The organism is Geomicrobium sp. JCM 19055 (assembly GCF_000698185.1).
GTDB lineage: Bacteria > Bacillota > Bacilli > Bacillales > Marinococcaceae > Geomicrobium_A > Geomicrobium_A sediminis.
Genome location: NZ_BAXL01000010.1, coordinates 37,325 through 55,149, shown reverse-complemented (window position 1 = coordinate 55,149; position 17,825 = coordinate 37,325). Strand labels below are relative to the sequence as shown.

The window sequence follows — 17,825 nt, the reverse complement described above, 5'->3', positions numbered from 1 at the left end:
TTTGTTAGGAGGGCTAGGCTATGGCAATCACGCGCAGAAAAGTCTCCGTTATTGGTGGTGGGTTCACAGGTGCTACGACAGCACTGATGGTCGCACAAAAGGAACTTGCAGATGTTGTACTCGTCGACATTCCTGACCAAGAAGGACCTGTGCAAGGGAAAGCTTTAGATATGTTAGAAGCAACTCCTGTACAAGGTGTAGACGTAAATGTTGTTGGTACGTCAGATTATGCTTTAACGAAAGACTCGGATGTCGTTATTATTACGGCTGGAATTGCAAGGAAGCCAGGAATGAGTAGAGACGATCTTGTTAATACCAATGCGAATATCATGAAGTCTGTGACAGAGCAAGTGGTAAAGTATTCACCGAATACGCACATCATCGTTTTGACGAATCCTGCGGATGCAATGACGTATGCTGTTTATAAATCGTCAGGGTTACCGAAGAATCGTGTTATTGGCCAATCAGGTGTACTTGATACGTCACGTTTTCGTACCTTTATCGCACAAGAACTTGAGCTTTCTGTAGAAGATGTACAAGGTTTTGTACTTGGCGGTCATGGTGATGACATGGTGCCACTTATTCGATACTCAAGTGTCGGGGGCGTGCCATTAACGAAGTTGTTATCACAAGATCGCATTGATGCCATCGTTGAGCGTACACGAAAAGGCGGTGGGGAGATCGTTTCTTTACTTGGAAATGGTAGTGCATACTACGCCCCAGCCGCTTCGCTTACGCAAATGGTAGAAGCCATCATAAAAGACAAAAAAAACGCTTATTACCTGCAATTGCCTATCTCGAAGGTGAGTACGGCTATGAAGGTGTTTATGTCGGTGTTCCGACAGTGCTTGGTGGAAATGGCATTGAAAAAATCATTGAACTTGATCTTACAGATGAAGAACGTGATCAATTTGCTACTTCTGTCACTTCTGTTCAGAGCGTTATGAATGCACTTCCTGATGAATTCTAAATGAAAAACCAGCCAAATTTGGCTGGTTTTTTTCTATAGTTGTACATGAGCTTTGGGTGTGATATGATGAACGCGTAGTTGATGTAGACAAGACACATTTCTGTGGTTAATACTTAGAAATTCAGACAAGTTCTGAAGGAGGAAACATCATGAGCCCTTTAAATATCGGTGTTCCAAGCTTAATTCTTATTCTCTTGCTTGCTTTACTCATTTTCGGACCGAAGAAGCTTCCAGAGATTGGTGGCGCATTTGGTAAGACACTAACAGAGTTCAAGAAATCCACAAGCAACATGATGGATGATGATTCGGATAAGAAGGACGTTATTGAGCAACCGTCAACAACTGAGACAAATAAACAAGCATAACATTGATAAGAGGGAAGACTAACACCGGATGTGTTGGTCTTTTTCTGTGTTTTCTTTGCGATGGTTGTAAAGAATATGTAAAGGTATTAGAGAGAAGCTTGTGAAGGTTATGTTGTTCGATTACGATTAAGATAGAGTGGACAGTTTGATTATAAGAATTAAAGGGGTTATTCGATGGGCTTAAAAATGCTAGTTGTTGACGATGAAGCGTCAATTGTGACATTACTTACTTACAATTTAGAGCAGTCAGGTTATGTTGTAGAAAGTGCTACAGACGGAGAACAAGCGTTAGAACTTGGTTTGAACAATGATTACGACATGATTATTCTAGATTTAATGTTGCCTGTTTACGATGGTTTAGAAGTTTGTCGAAAGCTTCGAGAGCGTGGAATCACGACCCCAATCGTTATGCTAACTGCAAAAGATGAAGAGTTTGATAAAGTGCTCGGTTTAGAGCTTGGCGCAGATGATTACTTAACGAAGCCTTTTAGTCCAAGAGAATTAATTGCTCGAGTCAGAGCGATTTTAAGAAGAGTAGAACAAGCTGGAAAAGTAGATGAAGAAGAAGAAAACGAGAAGGTGCATGTGAGCCTTGGAGACTTAACGATCTATCCTGATTACCACGAGGCATACCTTCAAGAAGAAGCACTTGAATTGACACCGAAAGAATTTGAATTGTTATTATATCTGGTTAACCACAAAGGAAGAGTGCTGACGAGGGATCAATTGCTTAAAGCCATTTGGAACTATGAGTTTGTTGGTGATACGCGAATTGTTGATGTGCACATTAGCCACTTAAGAGAGAAGATTGAGCCGAACACGAAAAAGCCGACGTACATAAAGACCGTACGGGGTCTAGGGTATAAGATGGAGAACCCAGCTCTACGATGAATACATTTAGAACACGGCTTATGTTTGCTCTTAGTCTGATCATTCTTGTCGTTCTCAGTGCACTTGGACTTCTCGTTGGCTCACTAGTGAACGACATTAATATGGAGCAAACGATTGAACGAATCCAAAATGAAACGTCTCTTATGGTTTCACAAATCAATGAGTTATCAGATTCAGTTTCAATTGTACAATATGTTGATCAAGTTAGTGGTGAGTTGAATTTACGAGTAACGGTTATTGATGAGACCGGATCTGTACTCGCTGAAAGTAATAGTGAACAAGTATCAGAACAAGACGATAATTATTTATCGCGAGAAGAGATCGTTCACGCTGAAGATTTTACTCATTCAGCGGTAAGAATAAGTGAAACGTTAAATGAAGAAATGCTCTATTACGCACTTCCTTTAACTGGAGAATTAGAAGGGTACGTTCGAACTTCCTTAAATATTGACCATTTGCGTGAAGCGTCAATGCAATTATGGTTGTTTTTAGGACTAAGTTTCACAGCAGCAATGATTATCATTATGATACTCGTCTACCGAGTGTCACAACAATTGACGCGTCCAATCTATGAATTAACTGAAATGTCTAGGCAACTAGCGAGAGGGAATTACAAAGCCCGCGCTTATGATGACACGAGTGATGAGCTTGGTCAGCTTGCCCGCTCGGTAAACGTCCTTGCCTACAACTTAGATAAAATGACTCGCCGCTACAAACGCCAGCAAGATCGACTTGAAGCGCTCATTGATCATATGGGTAGTGGCCTCGTTTTCATTAATGGTCACGGACAAATTAACTTAACGAATAAAATGGGAATGGCCATTTATAAAGACCAAAAAGACCATGAAGGGCTATATTATGAGAAGATTGCTGAGCCTACGCTTGTAGCCTTCATTCAAGATGTATTTATGAGTGAAGAGCATCAACGTTCGCAAATAAGCTTTACTCAACGAAGTCCTCAGCAATATTACGAAGTGTATGGAACGCCAATTACGAATAGCCATGGTGAACTGCAAGGCGTTGTGATCGTATTGCATGACATAACGAATCTAAAGCGGCTTGAACAAGCGCGAAAAGACTTTGTGGCAAACGTTTCTCATGAGCTAAAAACACCCGTCACATCCTTAAAAGGGTTTGCCGAAACACTGTTGGATGGTTCTCATGAGGAGGAAGCAATCCGGCTTCAGTTTTTGCATATTATTGAGAAAGAAAGTAGTCGATTGCAAGAATTAATTGAAGATCTCTTAGAACTCTCTCGAATCGAGCACCACAGCTTCGAATTAAACGTGATGCCTCTTGAACTTAGTGAAGTGACGAATGAAGTTGTACATTTACTAGAAGAGAAGGCGAATGATAAGGAGATTACCATTCACGTGTCCTCTGAAGGATCAACGATGATGGATGGCGACATTGCTCGTATTAAGCAAGTGCTCATTAATCTGATTACGAATGCGATTGTGTATACGCAACAAGGCGGAGAGGTTTGTGTTAAGACGATTGAGCAATCAGAGGAAGTAGCGATTGTCGTTGAAGATAACGGAATTGGCATTGATGAAGAATCGTTACCGCGAATCTTTGAACGTTTCTATCGTGTTGATCGCGCGAGAAGTCGCAATTCAGGTGGAACAGGACTTGGACTTGCCATCGTCAAACACCTAGTTGAAGCGCAACACGGAAGAATTGACGTGAATAGCATAGTTGGTAAAGGAACGAGCTTTACCATCACACTTCCAAAAAAACCAAATTAAAAAAAGGGAAAAAGATCACTCTGATCTTTTTCCCTTTTCTTTCACTTCAATGGTCTCGCCTCCATCAAACGTGATAGCAACGTCCCAATGTGTGACGTCAGAAACATCGATGCCTAAAGCGTTTGCTAGTCGAAGCTGAACATCTTCCTTAGTAGCACCAGGGTAAATGCCTAAGTGAAAGACGAAGCGTTCTGTAGATTGCTTGTTTTTGTCGTTATCTGTTTCTTGACAGCTATATTGCTCTTGAAACGCATCGTAGCAAATTTCATAGCCTTCTGTATCCGTGACAATTTTAGCTTGAAATTCGATAATGCTTGGGGTCGCATAGACGTCTTGTGAAAGTGGGAATAATAGTAACAGTAAGATGAAGCTCATAATCATTGGTTTCATATGAGTACCGTTCACAATACTCATAAAAACTATACAGGCGAACGAGAAGAATCATCGGATAAGGTATGATAAACTAGGTGTATTGATCGGTACGAAAGGGGTTTCCAAGTGAATAAAAAAATTAGTATTAGTCGATGGAAACAGTATTGCATACCGCGCATTTTTTTGCTTTGCCGTTACTTACTAACGACCAAGGTGTTTACACGAATGCGGTGTATGGATTTACGAATATGTTAATGAAGATTCTAGAAGACCAAGAACCTAGCCATATTTTAATTGCTTTTGATGCAGGTAAGACGACATTTCGTCATGAGCAATTTGAAAGCTATAAAAGCGATCGTGAAAAAAACACCACCTGAGCTTTCAGAGCAAATGCCAATAATAAAAGAGGTATTGCAAGCCTTTCAAATTAAAGAAACACGCATTGATTTGTATGAAGCGGATGATATTATCGGGACGCTTTCAAAGCGAGGAGAAGATGAAGGCTTTGACGTTCGAATCTATACAGGAGATAAAGACTTACTTCAACTCGTAAGTGAGCGCACGCACGTTGCCATTACGAAAAAAGGGATTACAAATGTCGAATGGTTTGATGAGGCGCATATGGAAGAGGTTTATGGAATCCCAGCTTCTCATATCCCTGACATGAAAGGTCTTGCTGGGGATTCTTCAGATAACATCCCAGGTATTCCTAAAGTTGGCGAGAAGACAGCACTTAAGCTACTTAAAGAATTTGGAAACATTGAAGATGTTCTCAATTCATCAGAGCAAGTGTCTGGACCGAAGTTACGTGAACGTTTAAAGGAATTCCGAGATCAAGCATTGATGAGCAAGGAGTTAGCGGTTATTCACCGTGAATCACCGGTAGAAGAGTCGTTGTCAGACCTTGAATACACGGGTTACGAAACGAATGATGTACGTAAGCTTTTCACAGAGTACGGATTTAATTCTCTAATGAAACACATTGGTGTTGACGATGAAGAACAAATAGAGGCCAAAGAACAGGCGTTAGAAGAATTCACTTTCCACCACGAACAAGAAATTACAGAAGACATGTTGCAATCTCCCGCAGCCCTTGTCGTTGAATCACCAACTGAAAACTATCACCATGCTGAAATTTGGGGGCTAGGCATTGTGAATGAAAACGGTTCGTATACCGTTCCAATGGACGTTGCCTTACAATCTGACGATTTCAAAGCTTGGTTAGCCGATGAGACGAAAGAAAAATATGTGTTTGACGGTAAGAAACTCACAGTCATGTTAGGCTGGAAAGGTTTTGACGTGCGAGGCATTGTGTTTGATACTTTGATCGCTTCTTACTTAATTGACCCGTCATTATCGAGCCATGATCTTGCAAACATTGCGGAGCGTAGAGAAATGACGAGTGTGTTGCTTGATGAAGAAGTATATGGGAAAGGGGCAAAGCAGCAAAAGCCAGAGGCGGATGCCCTTAATGATCACATCGCTAGAAAGACAGCTACGATTTGGAAATTACAACCGATATTAAAAGAAGAGTTAACGACAAACGACCAATGGCAACTGTTTGAAACGTTAGAGTTACCGTTAGCTCTCGTGCTTTCAGAAATGGAACTCGAAGGTGTAAAGGTAGACCAAGAACAATTAAAGCAAATGGGCGTGGAATTGGACGAGCGTTTAAATCAGCTGGAGCACGATATTCACGAGCTTGCAGGTGAGGATTTTAACATTAATTCTCCAAAGCAGTTAGGACCGATTTTGTTTGAAAAACTGGGCTTACCGGTTATTAAGAAGACAAAAACAGGGTATTCAACAGCAGCTGATGTTTTAGAGAAGTTAGAAGGCGAACATGACATCATTCCGAATTTGCTTCATTACCGCCAAATCTCGAACTACGCTCCACATACGTGGAAGGTTTGTTAAAAGTTATTCACGGAAAGAGCAATAAGATTCATACGCGGTTTAACCAAGCTTTAACACAAACAGGGAGGTTAAGTTCTCAAGATCCGAACTTACAAAACATCCCCATTCGACTTGAAGAAGGACGTAAAATCCGTAAAGTGTTCGTATCAAGTGAAGAGAACTGGTATATTCTTGCTGCTGACTACTCACAAATCGAACTTCGTGTGTTAGCGCACATGTCTGGCGACGAAAAATTAATGGAAGCCTTCCATGAAGGACAAGACGTTCATACGAAAACAGCGATGGATGTTTTTGATGTCTCAAAGGATGACGTTACCGACACGATGCGTCGCAATGCAAAAGCTGTGAACTTCGGGATCGTTTACGGGATTAGTGACTATGGATTGTCGCAAAACCTCGGTATTACGAGAAAAGAAGCACAATCATTCATCGATAAATACTTCGAAACGTATCCGAACGTGAAACGATATATGGACGAATCGATTGCGTATGCAAAAGAGTACGGTTACGTAACGACGTTGTTAAAACGCCGTCGCTATTTGCATGATATTAACAACCGCAACTTTAATTTGCGTAGCTTCGCAGAGCGGACTGCAATGAACACACCGATTCAAGGTACAGCCGCTGATATTATAAAAAAAAGCGATGGTTGATGTCGCGAACACGCTTAAGGATCAATCATTAAAAAGTCGCTTGCTTCTACAAGTACACGATGAATTGATCTTTGAAGTACCAGAGTCAGAGCTCGAAACGATGAAGCAGCTCGTTAGTGATTTGATGAGCCAGACGATCTCGTTAGATGTGCCGCTTGTCGTTGATGTAGAATTCGGAAAGACATGGTACGAAGCGAAGTAAGGAGAAACGAGAATGCCGGAATTACCAGAAGTTGAGACGGTACGCAAAACTCTCTCATCGTTAGTTGTTGGTAAGACGATTGCTGATATTGAAATCGGCTGGCCTAAGATGATTAAAGAGCCAGACGATGTGAGCGTATTTCGTGATCAAGTGATCGGTCAAACGATCGTAGACATTGAACGAACAGGGAAGTTTTTACGGTTTATTTTGACGGACTACGTTCTCGTTTCCCATTTACGGATGGAAGGCAAGTACAACACGTCAAATGATGAAGTTGATAAACATACGCATGTGCGGTTTTTCTTTACAGATGAAACCGAGCTTCGTTATCGGGATGTGCGTAAGTTCGGTACGATGCATCTCTTCGTAAAAGGAACAGAATTTGACCGAGCACCGCTGAATAAAGTAGGACCAGAGCCATTTAATGAGCGCTATACGGTGTCTTATTTGCAAGAGAGGTTCCAAAGAACGACTCGCTCCATTAAGGCTGTTTTACTCGACCAAGCGATTGTTGCGGGGCTTGGAAACATCTATGTCGATGAAGCACTACATCGCGCAGGGATTTTGCCTGGACGAGTGGCGAACACGTTGCGAATAGACGAAATCCAACGATTACACAAAGAAACGATTCAGACGTTAGAGGAAGCCATTGCATCAGGAGGCTCTTCGATCCGTTCCTACTTAAATGGAAATGGTGAGATGGGTTATTTCCAGCAGAAGCTTTTCGTATACGGGAGAAAGAACGAGCCGTGTAAAACGTGTGAAGGAACCATTATTCGATCAGTCGTTGCAGGACGGGGCACGCACTATTGCCCCGACTGTCAATCGTAATTGAAAAATGCCCCCTTCCCTCATGTACATAGGATAAGCGTATTTCATAGGCTATCGTATTGAGTGAGTATGAGGGGGCTTTTTTTTATGGAATCGTGGATTGCAGTTTTAATTCTTGCATTTGCGGTTAGTGTAGACGGATTGGGCGTAGGAATGACGTACGGTATGCGAAAAATGCAAATTAATTGGTTGCCTCTGTTAATCATCGGCACTTTTTCATTTACAGCGGTTTTGCTGTCAGGGTTTGCAGCAACCTTTGTGTTTCAATATTTACCGAATGCATTTGCGGATTACTTAGGAGGAAGCATTCTAATCCTCATCGGAGTTTATGCGATTGTGCAAGCGTATCACCATTCAAAAACGAAGCCAGAAGAAGTTAAACCAATAACCAAAGTCGATCAAGTAAAAGAGAAAGTCGTCAAATTCGAAATCAAAAAAATTAGGATTGGTCATCCAAATCCTCAAAAAACCGACGGCAGCGGACGTCGATAATTCAGGGACAATTAGTGTAAAAGAAGCAGTCTTACTAGGCGTTGCATTATCACTCGATGCTTTTGGTGCCGGATTTGGGGCGAGCATGCTCGGGTACTCGGTCGTTTGGTTTGCCTTAATCGTATCCATCATGTGTGTCACGTTTTTAGTAATCGGCAAAAAAAGGTGGATACAAACTGTCGAATGTGCGCTTTTGTGAACCATTAGTGTTTTTGCCAGGATTATTGCTTATGTGTATCGGTATATACAATTTTTTTATAAGGAGTTTTTATTATGATCATCGGGTTAACTGGTGGCATCGCTAGTGGTAAAAGTCTCGTGGCGGACCTTCTAAAGCAGGAAGGTTTGCCTGTCATTGATGCAGATCAAATTGCAAAGGAAATCGTTGAGCCTCACGAAGAAGCTTATCGTGACATACTATTTCATTTTGGACGAGAGGTATTCCATGAAGACGGCACACTTCACCGAAAAGCACTCGGAAAGGTCATTTTTAATGATCCTAAGCAACGTGAAACATTGAATAACATCATGCATCCGCGAATTCGTGAACGATCGAAGTTAAAGCAGCAACAGTATGAGAATGAAGGGTATACAACGATTGTGTACGATATTCCCCTGTTAATTGAAGGCGGAAAAATGGATCAATACGATCAAGTGTTGCTCGTGTACGTTGATGAGGACGTACAGTTGCAACGACTTATGGAGCGGGATCAAAGTACAGAAGAAGAAGCTAAGTCACGAATGAACTCTCAAATGCCACTACGTGAAAAACGGCAATATGCAGACGAAATCATTAATAATAATGGCTCAATTGAGGAAACTACAAGACAAGTACGAAAAACATTAAAAAAATGGGGAATATAAATAGAATTGATTTCCAATAAAGAAAAACATCGTACAAGTTATCGTTATATGATATACTATTGAAGAAAATAGTGATGATTAGTGTATCATAATTAGGAGGCATCAAGATGAAAGCGAAAGTAGCGATCAATGGATTTGGAAGAATAGGGAGAATGGCTTTTCGACGTGCATTCTTCAATGAAAATATTGAAATCGTTGCAGTAAACGCAACCCACCCTCCAAAAACGCTTGCGCATTTGCTAAAGTATGACAGTACTCATGGAACGTTTGACGTCGCTGTAGACACAACAGATGATGCGTTAATCGTTGATGGCAAAGAAATCAAACTACTTCAAAACCGTGACCCGAAGCAGTTACCTTGGGCAGAGCTCGGTGTTGATATTGTTATTGAAGCAACAGGCAAGTTCGTTACAAAAGAAGGCGCTGGGAAACACATTGAAGCTGGGGCGAAGAAAGTCGTGATTACCGCTCCTGCGAAAGAAGAAGACATTACAATTGTTATGGGCGTGAATGACGAAGAGTATGACCACGATAATCACCACGTCATTTCAAATGCTTCATGTACGACAAACTGTTTAGCACCTGTTGTGAAAACGCTTGATGATGTTTTTGGAATTCAAAGCGGTATGATGACAACGGTTCATGCTTACACAAACGATCAGAAGAATATCGATAATCCACATAAAGATTTGCGTAGGGCGAGAAGTTGTGGACAATCAATTATTCCGACGACAACGGGAGCAGCTCGTGCGATTTCCCTCGTATTGCCTCATTTAGACGGGAAATTAAACGGCATGGCACTGCGAATTCCTACACCGAACGTTTCACTTGTAGACCTCGTTTGTGAACTTCAAAGTGACGTAACGGCTGAACAGGTGAACGAAGTGTTTAAGTCTGCAGAAGAGAAAGAAATGAAAGGCATTTTAGGCGTTTCGGATGAGCCTCTCGTTTCAATTGATTTTAATGGCGACGACCGTTCTAGCATTGTTGATAGCATGTCTACTATGGTCATGAACAAGCGTCAAGTGAAAGTAATTGCTTGGTACGATAATGAGTGGGGTTATGCTTGTCGTGTCGTTGACCTTGTTGATTTAATTGCTCAGAAAATTACACAACAATCAGTTGCAAATTCTTAATTCATTTTCAGCTGAACTTTTATGACTGATCCATGTCGTTAATGGATCAGTTTTTTTACATTTGTCGTCTAAATTGATTAGGATTGGATGAGTAATTCTAGACATGTTATGATAGACTCAATTAGTTGTTATTCTACCTTGTTAAGGAGTGGGGCCGATGCGTTGTCCGGTCTGTCATTCCAACGGGACTCGCGTACTCGACTCAAGGCCACACAATGAGGCTCGCTCAATTCGAAGACGAAGAGAGTGTGAACGATGCAGTCATCGATTCACAACGTATGAGATTGTCGAAGAGACACCGATGTTAATTGTGAAGAAAGATGGCAACCGTGAGGAATTTAGTCGCGATAAAATGCTTCGCGGTTTAATTCGAGCATGTGAAAAGCGCCCAGTTCCATTGGAAAGATTAGATAAGATTGTGAGCGATGTTGAGCGCGAATTACGAAGTGGTTCCGAGCGTGAAGTTCCGAGTGGCCGTATTGGCGAGCTTGTTATGGAACATTTATCACACGTTGACGAAGTTGCTTACGTACGTTTTGCATCCGTATATCGACAGTTTAAAGACATTAATGTGTTTATAGATGAATTAAAAGAATTGATGAAACGCACAGATGATGAAGGGCCCGACAAGTGAGCAATCACGCTTTCAGGGCTCTTTCTACGTCTTGAAGGAAGGTGACTCGTTTGTCTTGGTCTTGGAGTGAGTTACGGCCAATGGATCCGTACACAGTACGAATGATTGAGCCGTTTTCACAACTACATGAAAAAGCATTGCTATTGTTGTATCAACCATTAATTGGCTCAATGGCCGTTAATTTATATTTGACGTTATATTATCGGTTAGAACGAGACGCTTACATGTGTGACGAAAGCACACATCGGGAATTGATGATCACAACGGCAGAAGAATTGCCAACGATTTTAGATGCTAGAAAGCGACTTGAGGCGATCGGTTTATTAAAGACGTATATGCAAAAGCAAAACGATGAACGCGTATTTTTGTACGAATTGTCGACGCCGATGCTTGCAAATGAATTTTTTTTGCCGATCCGTTCTTAGGTGTGTTTTTACAAAATCGCATCGGTGTAACGAAGTTTCGACAAATTCGACAGCGGTTTAGCACACCAAAAATCGATAAACAACAGTGGGAAGAGAAAACAGTTGCCTTTAATGACGTGTTTACGTCGTTAAAAGATCGCGAATTAAATCGAGAAGATCGTGAAGACTCTGAAGAGCTTGTTGGTGATCGAGCTCGCTCGTCTTTAGCTGTCAACGATCGACAATTTGACTTTGAACTTGTGAAGACGTTTTTGCCAGCGTTTTTCGATCATGAGGCGATGCTAACTGACTCAGTGAAAAAAGATGTTCGCAGTTTGTCGTTTGTGTATCAGCTTGATGAAATGGAAATGAGTCGTTTAATGATTGAAGCGATGATTGGTGACGACACGATTGATATTGAACGGTTACGTACGGTCGTAAAAAAATTGGTATCGCCATCAACACGGTCAAAATCCTCCAAAGCTTGGGCTTCGGACGACGGCTGACGAGGAAGCTCAATCACCTGAGAAACCAGAACCGATGAGTGAAGATGAGAAAATGGCAAGTTACTACAATCGCATTTCACCTTATGAGCTATTGGAAAGCATCTCAGAAGCGTCCGTTTCACCACCAGACATTAAACTAGCTGAATCACTCGTGCATGATTATAAATTGCCAGTCGGTGTCGTGAATACGCTCATTGATTACGTGATGCGGACCCATGATCAACGCTTAGATGCTCCGCTCGTCCAAAAGATTGCAGGCGATTGGTCAAGGAAGAAAATTAAGACGGTTGAAGAAGCAATGAATCATGCAAAACAAGAATACCAAAAGCGTAAACAGGTAAAAGATAAACCATCCAAATCTACAAATCGACCTTCTCAAACGAAAAACAAAAAGTCACAACAAAATCAAGATAAATTACCGAAGTGGTTAACAGGCGAGCGTCAAGAAGAACCATCAGAAGAGAAGCGTAAAAAAAGCAGAAGAAGAACGTAAGAAATTTGAGTTATTACTTCAAAAATATAAGAAAGGGGACAGTTAATTGGAACCGATCCGTGATTCCCTAAAAAAAGTATATGGGAGAAACAGGCTGGGAAAAGCGTTTGAATAAAGCGCGTGAATCACTGTTTCAAGACGAGAGAATTCGATCTTGGTTGGATCATCATCGCGATGAATTGACAGATGGTTCGATTGAACAAGGCATGGCAGAACTATATGAGTATAAAAACTCAACAGTCGGTTGTCACGCTTGTACGTCATTAAATGCTTGTCAAAATCCGATGCCTGGATATCAACCTGAATTGTATGTTCATTTAGGCCAAATTCATATGAGGTATCAACCTTGCCCTTCTAAAATTGCTAGTGAGCAAGAACAAAAGCATAAGAAGTTAATTCAAAGCATGTACGTTTCTGATGAGTTTAAAAAGGCGTCATTTGAACAAGTGGAACTGGATGATGAAGACAATACGAGAGGGACAGCGGTCATTCAAGCGATTACGTTTGCGAATGAAATTGAGCCTAAGAAAGACGGAAAAGGGCTCTATTTGCATGGAATGTTTGGTGTTGGAAAAACGTATATCGCAGCAAGCATTCAGAATACGTTGGCGAGTCGCAAAATCTCGTCATTGCTCGTCTATGCACCAGAGTTCTTCCGTGAAATGCGACAGTCAGTGGCAGACGGTACCGTATCAGAGAAGCTCGATGCAGTAAAAGCAGTTCCAGTCTTAATTTTGGATGATTTAGGCGCCGAAACGATGTCCGCTTGGATACGTGACGACGTATTAGGTGTGATTTTGCAATATCGAATGACGGAAAAGCTACCGACGGTGTTTACGTCGAACTGGGATTTAGACGAATTAGAAGGGCATCTAGCATTTTCACAAAAAAATGGTGAAGAGCGTTTAAAAGCGAAGCGATTGATGGAAAGAATTCGTCCGATGACAACTGCAGTGTATGTTTCGGGGAGAAATCGACGTCACGAATAACTGTCGTCCCTGAAACTACATTCGATGTTTTTCAGTGGCTATGTTACGATAGAAGAGAAATATGAATCTATGAATCGGCGTTTTTAAGGAGGCAGAACGATGAGCATCGATGCGATTTTGGAGAAAGCTGTCGCAGGTGAACGACTAACGATGGATGATGCCGTTCGGTTATACGAAGTAGACGAAAATGACGAAGTACAGCTAAATAAACTAGGTGAAGCTGCAGATACAATGATGAAGAAGTGGCACCCAGACCCTATTACGACATTCGTAATTGGACGTAACGTCAATTATACGAATTTCTGTGATACATACTGCAGATTTTGTGCGTTTTATCGTCCTCCTGGTCATGAGGAAGGCTACGTTCTAAGCGATGAAGAGATCTTCAAAAAGATTCAAGAAACCGTGGACGTTGGCGGTACTGAAATACTCATGCAAGGTGGCACGAACCCTAATTTAGAGTTTTCGTATTATACCGACTTGCTTCGAAACATTAAGAAACGTTTTCCGGATATTACGATGCATTCTTTCTCACCCGCTGAAATTTATAAGATGATGGAAGTGTCAGGACTTAGCCTTGAAGAAGTGCTACAAGAATTAAAAGATGCAGGTCTTGATTCATTACCAGGTGGCGGTGCAGAGATCTTAACAGAAGAAAACCGTAAAGCGGTTAGCCGCTTAAAAATTGATTGGCTGCAATGGATTGATTGTATGAAAGCCGCGAAGAAAGTTGGCATGCACGGAACGGCTACAATGGTTATTGGCTTTGGGGAGTCGAATGAAGAGCGTGCGCTTCATTTGCAGCGAGTACGTGATGCACAAGACGAAACGAACTGTTTCCTTGCATTTATCTCATGGACATTCCAACCAGATAATACTCGGATGAAAGGCGAGAAAATCACTCCGAATGGGTATTTGAAGAATGTCGCGATTAGTCGCTTGTTTTTAGATAACGTTCCGAACTTCCAATCTTCATGGGTAACGATGGGGCCAGAGACAGGCAAGCGTTCTCTCCACTTTGGTTGCAATGACTTTGGTAGTACAATGATCGAAGAGAACGTTGTTTCTGCTGCAGGTACGACGCATAAAGTGAATAACAACCGTGCGCTTGATATTATTCGTGAAGCAGGCAAGAAACCAGCTGTTCGTGATACGAAATATAACACACTGCACGTTTTTGAAGAACATGAACGAGCATCAAGAGACTTTGAAATGCAGAATTAATCAGTAGAGGAACCTTCTTTGAAGGTTTCTCTTTTTTTTCGCATGTTTGTCCAGCGCGTACATACGATGGAATAGAGCGATGTATGGACCGGATTAACGGAATGCGCGAGGAGGCATGTTTGTGCTGACAATTGAATTTACACATAGCAAGGACTGTAATAAGGTCGTCGATCGTATGAAGAATGGGTTAACGCATCTGTATACACCATGTACGATTTCTCAAACGAAAGAAACAGAGATGCGTTACGAATATCAGGGGGACAAAAATGAGTGGGAGCAATCGGTACGTCCTTTTATCGCTGCGGTGATTACAGATGAAATGATGGCGAACTACGAAACCGATTGGTTAGCAAGACGGATTAATCGTCGCTTTAATTATTGCGATCCAAGTGTACTGGAGCATGTGATTGAATGTACAAAAGCAATTCTTTCTGGAGAACATTCGGACATTCCAGAAGCTAAAAAAAATTACAAAACGAATGGATGCATTTTACGAGTCTGTCCATCAACATCTCATCGACAAAGATACTTTTCATTGGCAACCATTTATGCAATTTTGTATAGGAAAGTACATCCATTATTTAGACAAGTTGTCCGATGCGATTTTCGAAGAATATCAAATGGAGCAAGAATATCAAACGCTCGTTGATACGCTTCGAACATATGTCCACGGAGCGACCCCACTGTCAACGGAATTGCATCTATGGTACCCGGGCAGGGAACGATTTAAGCTTTGCGACGGGAATGGCAATGAGTGGAATGCGATTGAAAGACTAAGGAATACAAAGAGCATGCTCGTATTTGAAGAAGGAGTGTTACCGGCAGAAATGATTATTAGTCCGATTGCAAGTGTCGCGCCTAAGCGGTTATACGTGTATACCGACTGTGATGATGGTGTGATTCAAACGCTTCGGAACATTTTCCAAGAACGGATTAATCTGCGTTCTTTTACGCAATGGGAGTTTTAAATTTGTCGATTTTTAATTTGTTAATCAATTGTTTATTCCGCAAATGAATCTGATGCGGAGTTTATTCGAAATTTAAGAATGGAAAGTCTGTTGAATACGTTACGTTAAAGAGAGAACGCGTTACCGACAAAAAGCATTTTTTTGTCGGTTTTTTTATTCATATACTTTCTGGATATCCTTTAAGTAAAACGCTTACAAAATTTAATATAAATAAAATTGACACAATTGCGAACATCTTGTAATCTTTGTATACACACTTGGTAAAGAGGTGATCGGTCATGAGTAATTCAAAAGCTACAATTGATTATGAAAAAGTTGTAAGCGATTCCAAATTCAAAGCGTTAATGGATGCTAAGAAACGATTTATCGTACCAATGACCATTTTTTTTCTTTATATTTTATTTTTCACTTCCGGTGCTTGCTTCGTATACAACGGTTTTACATAACGAAGCGTTCGGTGTGATTACGTGGGCATGGGTATTAGCAGTTGCTCAATTCGTGATGACGTGGACACTTTGCATCATGTATACGAGAAAAGCGGCTCAATACGATCGAATGGCTGATGAAGTGTTAGAAGAACATGTACAGATCGATCGGAGGGAAGTCAGTTGAATGAATTGAACTTTACCGTTATATCACTCTTTCTAATCATCGTTGCAGCAACACTCGTCATTACGTATTTCGCAGCTAAGCGTACGAATACGGCTAGTGAGTTTTATACTGCTGGTGGGGGGCTTACTGGTTGGCAAAACGGTTTAGCCATCGCAGGGGATTACTTATCTGCAGCGTCATTTTTAGGGATTGCCGGCGCCATTGCACTCACTGGTTTTGAAGGGTTTTATTATAGTGTTGGTTACCTTGTCGGTTACTTAGTCGTTCTATTTATCGTCGCAGAACCAATGCGTAATATTGGGAAGTATACGATTGCTGATATGTTAACGGCTCGATTTGATTTAAAGAAAGTACGTGGAATTGCAGCACTTAGTACAATTACGATTGTTACGTTTTATATGATTGCCCAACTCGTAGGGGCAGGTGCACTTATTCAATTATTATTTGGGATCTTATTGGGTAGCTGTTATTATCGTCGGGGTCATGATGACAACGTATGTTATGTTCGGTGGTATGACCGCAACGAGCTGGGTTCAGATTATTAAAGCCGTGTTACTCATGGCCGGGATGTTTATTATCTCGCTGATCGTATTATTCCACGTGAACTTCAATATCGTTGAATTGTTCACGCAAGCGAGAGATGCCTCGCCTCACGGAGCATCCTATCTAAATCCTGGAGTCGGTTCTGACTTACCATTAGACACAATTTCATTAATGCTCGCTCTCGTATTAGGTACAGCAGGTTTACCGCACATTTTATTACGTTTCTTTACAGTAAAAGATGCGAAGACTGCAAGAGCATCAGTAATTACCGCGACATGGATTGTCGGGATCTTCTATTTACTCACGATTTTCCTCGGTATGGGAGCGGTAATTTTCGTCGGTCATGAAACGATTGTCGCGAATAACCCGGCAGGAAATATGGCAGCACCACTTCTTGCCCAAGTTCTCGGTGGCGACTTGTTATTCTCATTCATCGCCGCAGTAACATTCGCAACCATCCTTGCAGTTGTAGCAGGTCTTGTTCTTTCAGGAGCATCGGCATTTGCTCACGATTTGTACGGGCAAATTCTTAAGAAGGGTAAAGCGACTGAGAAGCAACAAGTGGTTGCAGCAAGAGTTGCATCATTAAGTGTTGCGGCAATGTCAATCACTCTGGCACTCTTCGCCCAAAACTTAAACGTTGCCTTTCTTGTAGCTCTTGCATTCTGTGTGGCGGCAAGTGCGAATTTACCGCCAATCATCTTCACAATTTATTGGAAACGATTTAACACAACAGGTGCAATTACAGGGATTTTGAGTGGTTTAATTTCAGCATTAGTACTCGTTATGCTAAGTCCAAATGTACTTGATCCAGACGGAAATGCGATTATCGTTGGAGATCCACTGTTCCCATTGGCTAACCCAGCGATCATATCCGTTCCGCTCGGGTTCTTAGGGGCATACCTCGGTACGATCTTCTCGAGTCGCAAATTAGATACCGAGAAGTATCGTGAAATTAAAGTGAAAGCAAACACAGGATTTAAAGAAGAGATTGACAGCTAATGAAAGTAG

The 17,825-nt window shown here is 41.5% G+C and carries 16 protein-coding genes and 4 pseudogenes; 19 read left to right on the top strand and 1 reads right to left on the bottom strand.

What is annotated here, in order from left to right:
- Window positions 1-20 precede the first annotated feature (20 nt).
- The 4 genes and pseudogenes from mdh (at window position 21) to pnpS (ending at window position 3,974) form a co-directional block, all read left to right on the top strand.
- Window positions 21-970 (top strand): annotated as a pseudogene (gene mdh, locus JCM19055_RS10100) (malate dehydrogenase).
- A gap of 149 nt (window positions 971-1,119) precedes the next feature.
- Window positions 1,120-1,335 (top strand): twin-arginine translocase TatA/TatE family subunit, encoded by a 216-nt coding sequence (gene tatA / locus JCM19055_RS10095; RefSeq protein ID WP_042359654.1) that lies wholly within the window; start codon window positions 1,120-1,122, stop codon window positions 1,333-1,335.
- A 174-nt stretch (window positions 1,336-1,509) separates the two neighbouring features.
- Complete coding sequence (locus JCM19055_RS10090) at window positions 1,510-2,226, top strand: response regulator transcription factor (protein ID WP_042359653.1); 717 nt, start codon at window positions 1,510-1,512, stop codon at window positions 2,224-2,226.
- Entirely contained in the window at window positions 2,223-3,974 is a 1,752-nt protein-coding gene (gene pnpS, locus JCM19055_RS10085) for a two-component system histidine kinase PnpS (protein ID WP_042359652.1), read from the top strand. Before JCM19055_RS10090 ends, pnpS begins: the two co-directional genes overlap by 4 nt.
- Window positions 3,975-3,989: 15 nt before the next feature.
- On the opposite strand, the gene JCM19055_RS10080 is transcribed toward pnpS, so the two are convergent.
- Window positions 3,990-4,364 (bottom strand): hypothetical protein, encoded by a 375-nt coding sequence (locus JCM19055_RS10080; RefSeq protein ID WP_042359651.1) that lies wholly within the window; start codon window positions 4,362-4,364, stop codon window positions 3,990-3,992.
- Window positions 4,365-4,476: 112 nt separating this feature from the next.
- On the opposite strand from JCM19055_RS10080, the pseudogene polA reads away from it, so the two are divergent.
- From polA to JCM19055_RS10005, 15 genes and pseudogenes are all read left to right on the top strand, one after another.
- Window positions 4,477-7,118, top strand: a pseudogene (gene polA, locus JCM19055_RS10075) (DNA polymerase I).
- Window positions 7,119-7,130: 12 nt separating this feature from the next.
- Complete coding sequence (gene mutM / locus JCM19055_RS10070) at window positions 7,131-7,949, top strand: DNA-formamidopyrimidine glycosylase (protein ID WP_042359650.1); 819 nt, start codon at window positions 7,131-7,133, stop codon at window positions 7,947-7,949.
- A gap of 87 nt (window positions 7,950-8,036) precedes the next feature.
- Window positions 8,037-8,441, top strand: coding sequence for a manganese efflux pump (locus tag JCM19055_RS23520; protein WP_052366177.1), 405 nt, complete (start codon window positions 8,037-8,039; stop codon window positions 8,439-8,441).
- On the top strand, window positions 8,395-8,640 hold the full coding sequence (locus JCM19055_RS25395) for a manganese efflux pump (protein ID WP_081833596.1): 246 nt from the start codon (window positions 8,395-8,397) through the stop codon (window positions 8,638-8,640). Before JCM19055_RS23520 ends, JCM19055_RS25395 begins: the two co-directional genes overlap by 47 nt.
- Before the next feature lie 74 nt (window positions 8,641-8,714).
- Window positions 8,715-9,305 (top strand): dephospho-CoA kinase, encoded by a 591-nt coding sequence (coaE, locus tag JCM19055_RS10060; protein WP_042359649.1) that lies wholly within the window; start codon window positions 8,715-8,717, stop codon window positions 9,303-9,305.
- Between the two features lie 107 nt (window positions 9,306-9,412).
- Window positions 9,413-10,441: a glyceraldehyde-3-phosphate dehydrogenase gene (locus JCM19055_RS10055; protein WP_042359648.1), complete on the top strand. Its 1,029-nt coding sequence runs from the start codon at window positions 9,413-9,415 to the stop codon at window positions 10,439-10,441.
- Window positions 10,442-10,598: 157 nt separating this feature from the next.
- Window positions 10,599-11,075 (top strand): transcriptional regulator NrdR, encoded by a 477-nt coding sequence (gene nrdR / locus JCM19055_RS10050; RefSeq protein ID WP_042359647.1) that lies wholly within the window; start codon window positions 10,599-10,601, stop codon window positions 11,073-11,075.
- Window positions 11,076-11,125: 50 nt separating this feature from the next.
- On the top strand, window positions 11,126-11,500 hold the full coding sequence (locus JCM19055_RS10045) for a hypothetical protein (protein WP_042359646.1): 375 nt from the start codon (window positions 11,126-11,128) through the stop codon (window positions 11,498-11,500).
- A 2-nt stretch (window positions 11,501-11,502) separates the two neighbouring features.
- Window positions 11,503-11,985, top strand: a complete 483-nt coding sequence (locus JCM19055_RS10040; protein WP_042359645.1) for a hypothetical protein — start codon at window positions 11,503-11,505, stop codon at window positions 11,983-11,985.
- Between the two features lie 34 nt (window positions 11,986-12,019).
- Complete coding sequence (locus JCM19055_RS10035; protein ID WP_042359644.1) at window positions 12,020-12,478, top strand: DnaD domain protein; 459 nt, start codon at window positions 12,020-12,022, stop codon at window positions 12,476-12,478.
- An 80-nt stretch (window positions 12,479-12,558) separates the two neighbouring features.
- A complete protein-coding gene (gene dnaI, locus JCM19055_RS10030; RefSeq protein ID WP_052366176.1) occupies window positions 12,559-13,467 on the top strand; it encodes a primosomal protein DnaI in 909 nt (302 codons plus the stop codon).
- 99 nt (window positions 13,468-13,566) lie between these two features.
- Complete coding sequence (gene mqnC / locus JCM19055_RS10025; protein WP_042359643.1) at window positions 13,567-14,691, top strand: cyclic dehypoxanthinyl futalosine synthase; 1,125 nt, start codon at window positions 13,567-13,569, stop codon at window positions 14,689-14,691.
- A 479-nt stretch (window positions 14,692-15,170) separates the two neighbouring features.
- Window positions 15,171-15,659 (top strand): putative sporulation protein YtxC, encoded by a 489-nt coding sequence (locus tag JCM19055_RS25390; protein WP_265182024.1) that lies wholly within the window; start codon window positions 15,171-15,173, stop codon window positions 15,657-15,659.
- A gap of 278 nt (window positions 15,660-15,937) precedes the next feature.
- A pseudogene (locus JCM19055_RS10010) lies at window positions 15,938-16,271 on the top strand (DUF485 domain-containing protein).
- A gap of 5 nt (window positions 16,272-16,276) precedes the next feature.
- Window positions 16,277-17,816, top strand: a pseudogene (locus JCM19055_RS10005) (cation acetate symporter).
- Window positions 17,817-17,825 lie beyond the last annotated feature (9 nt).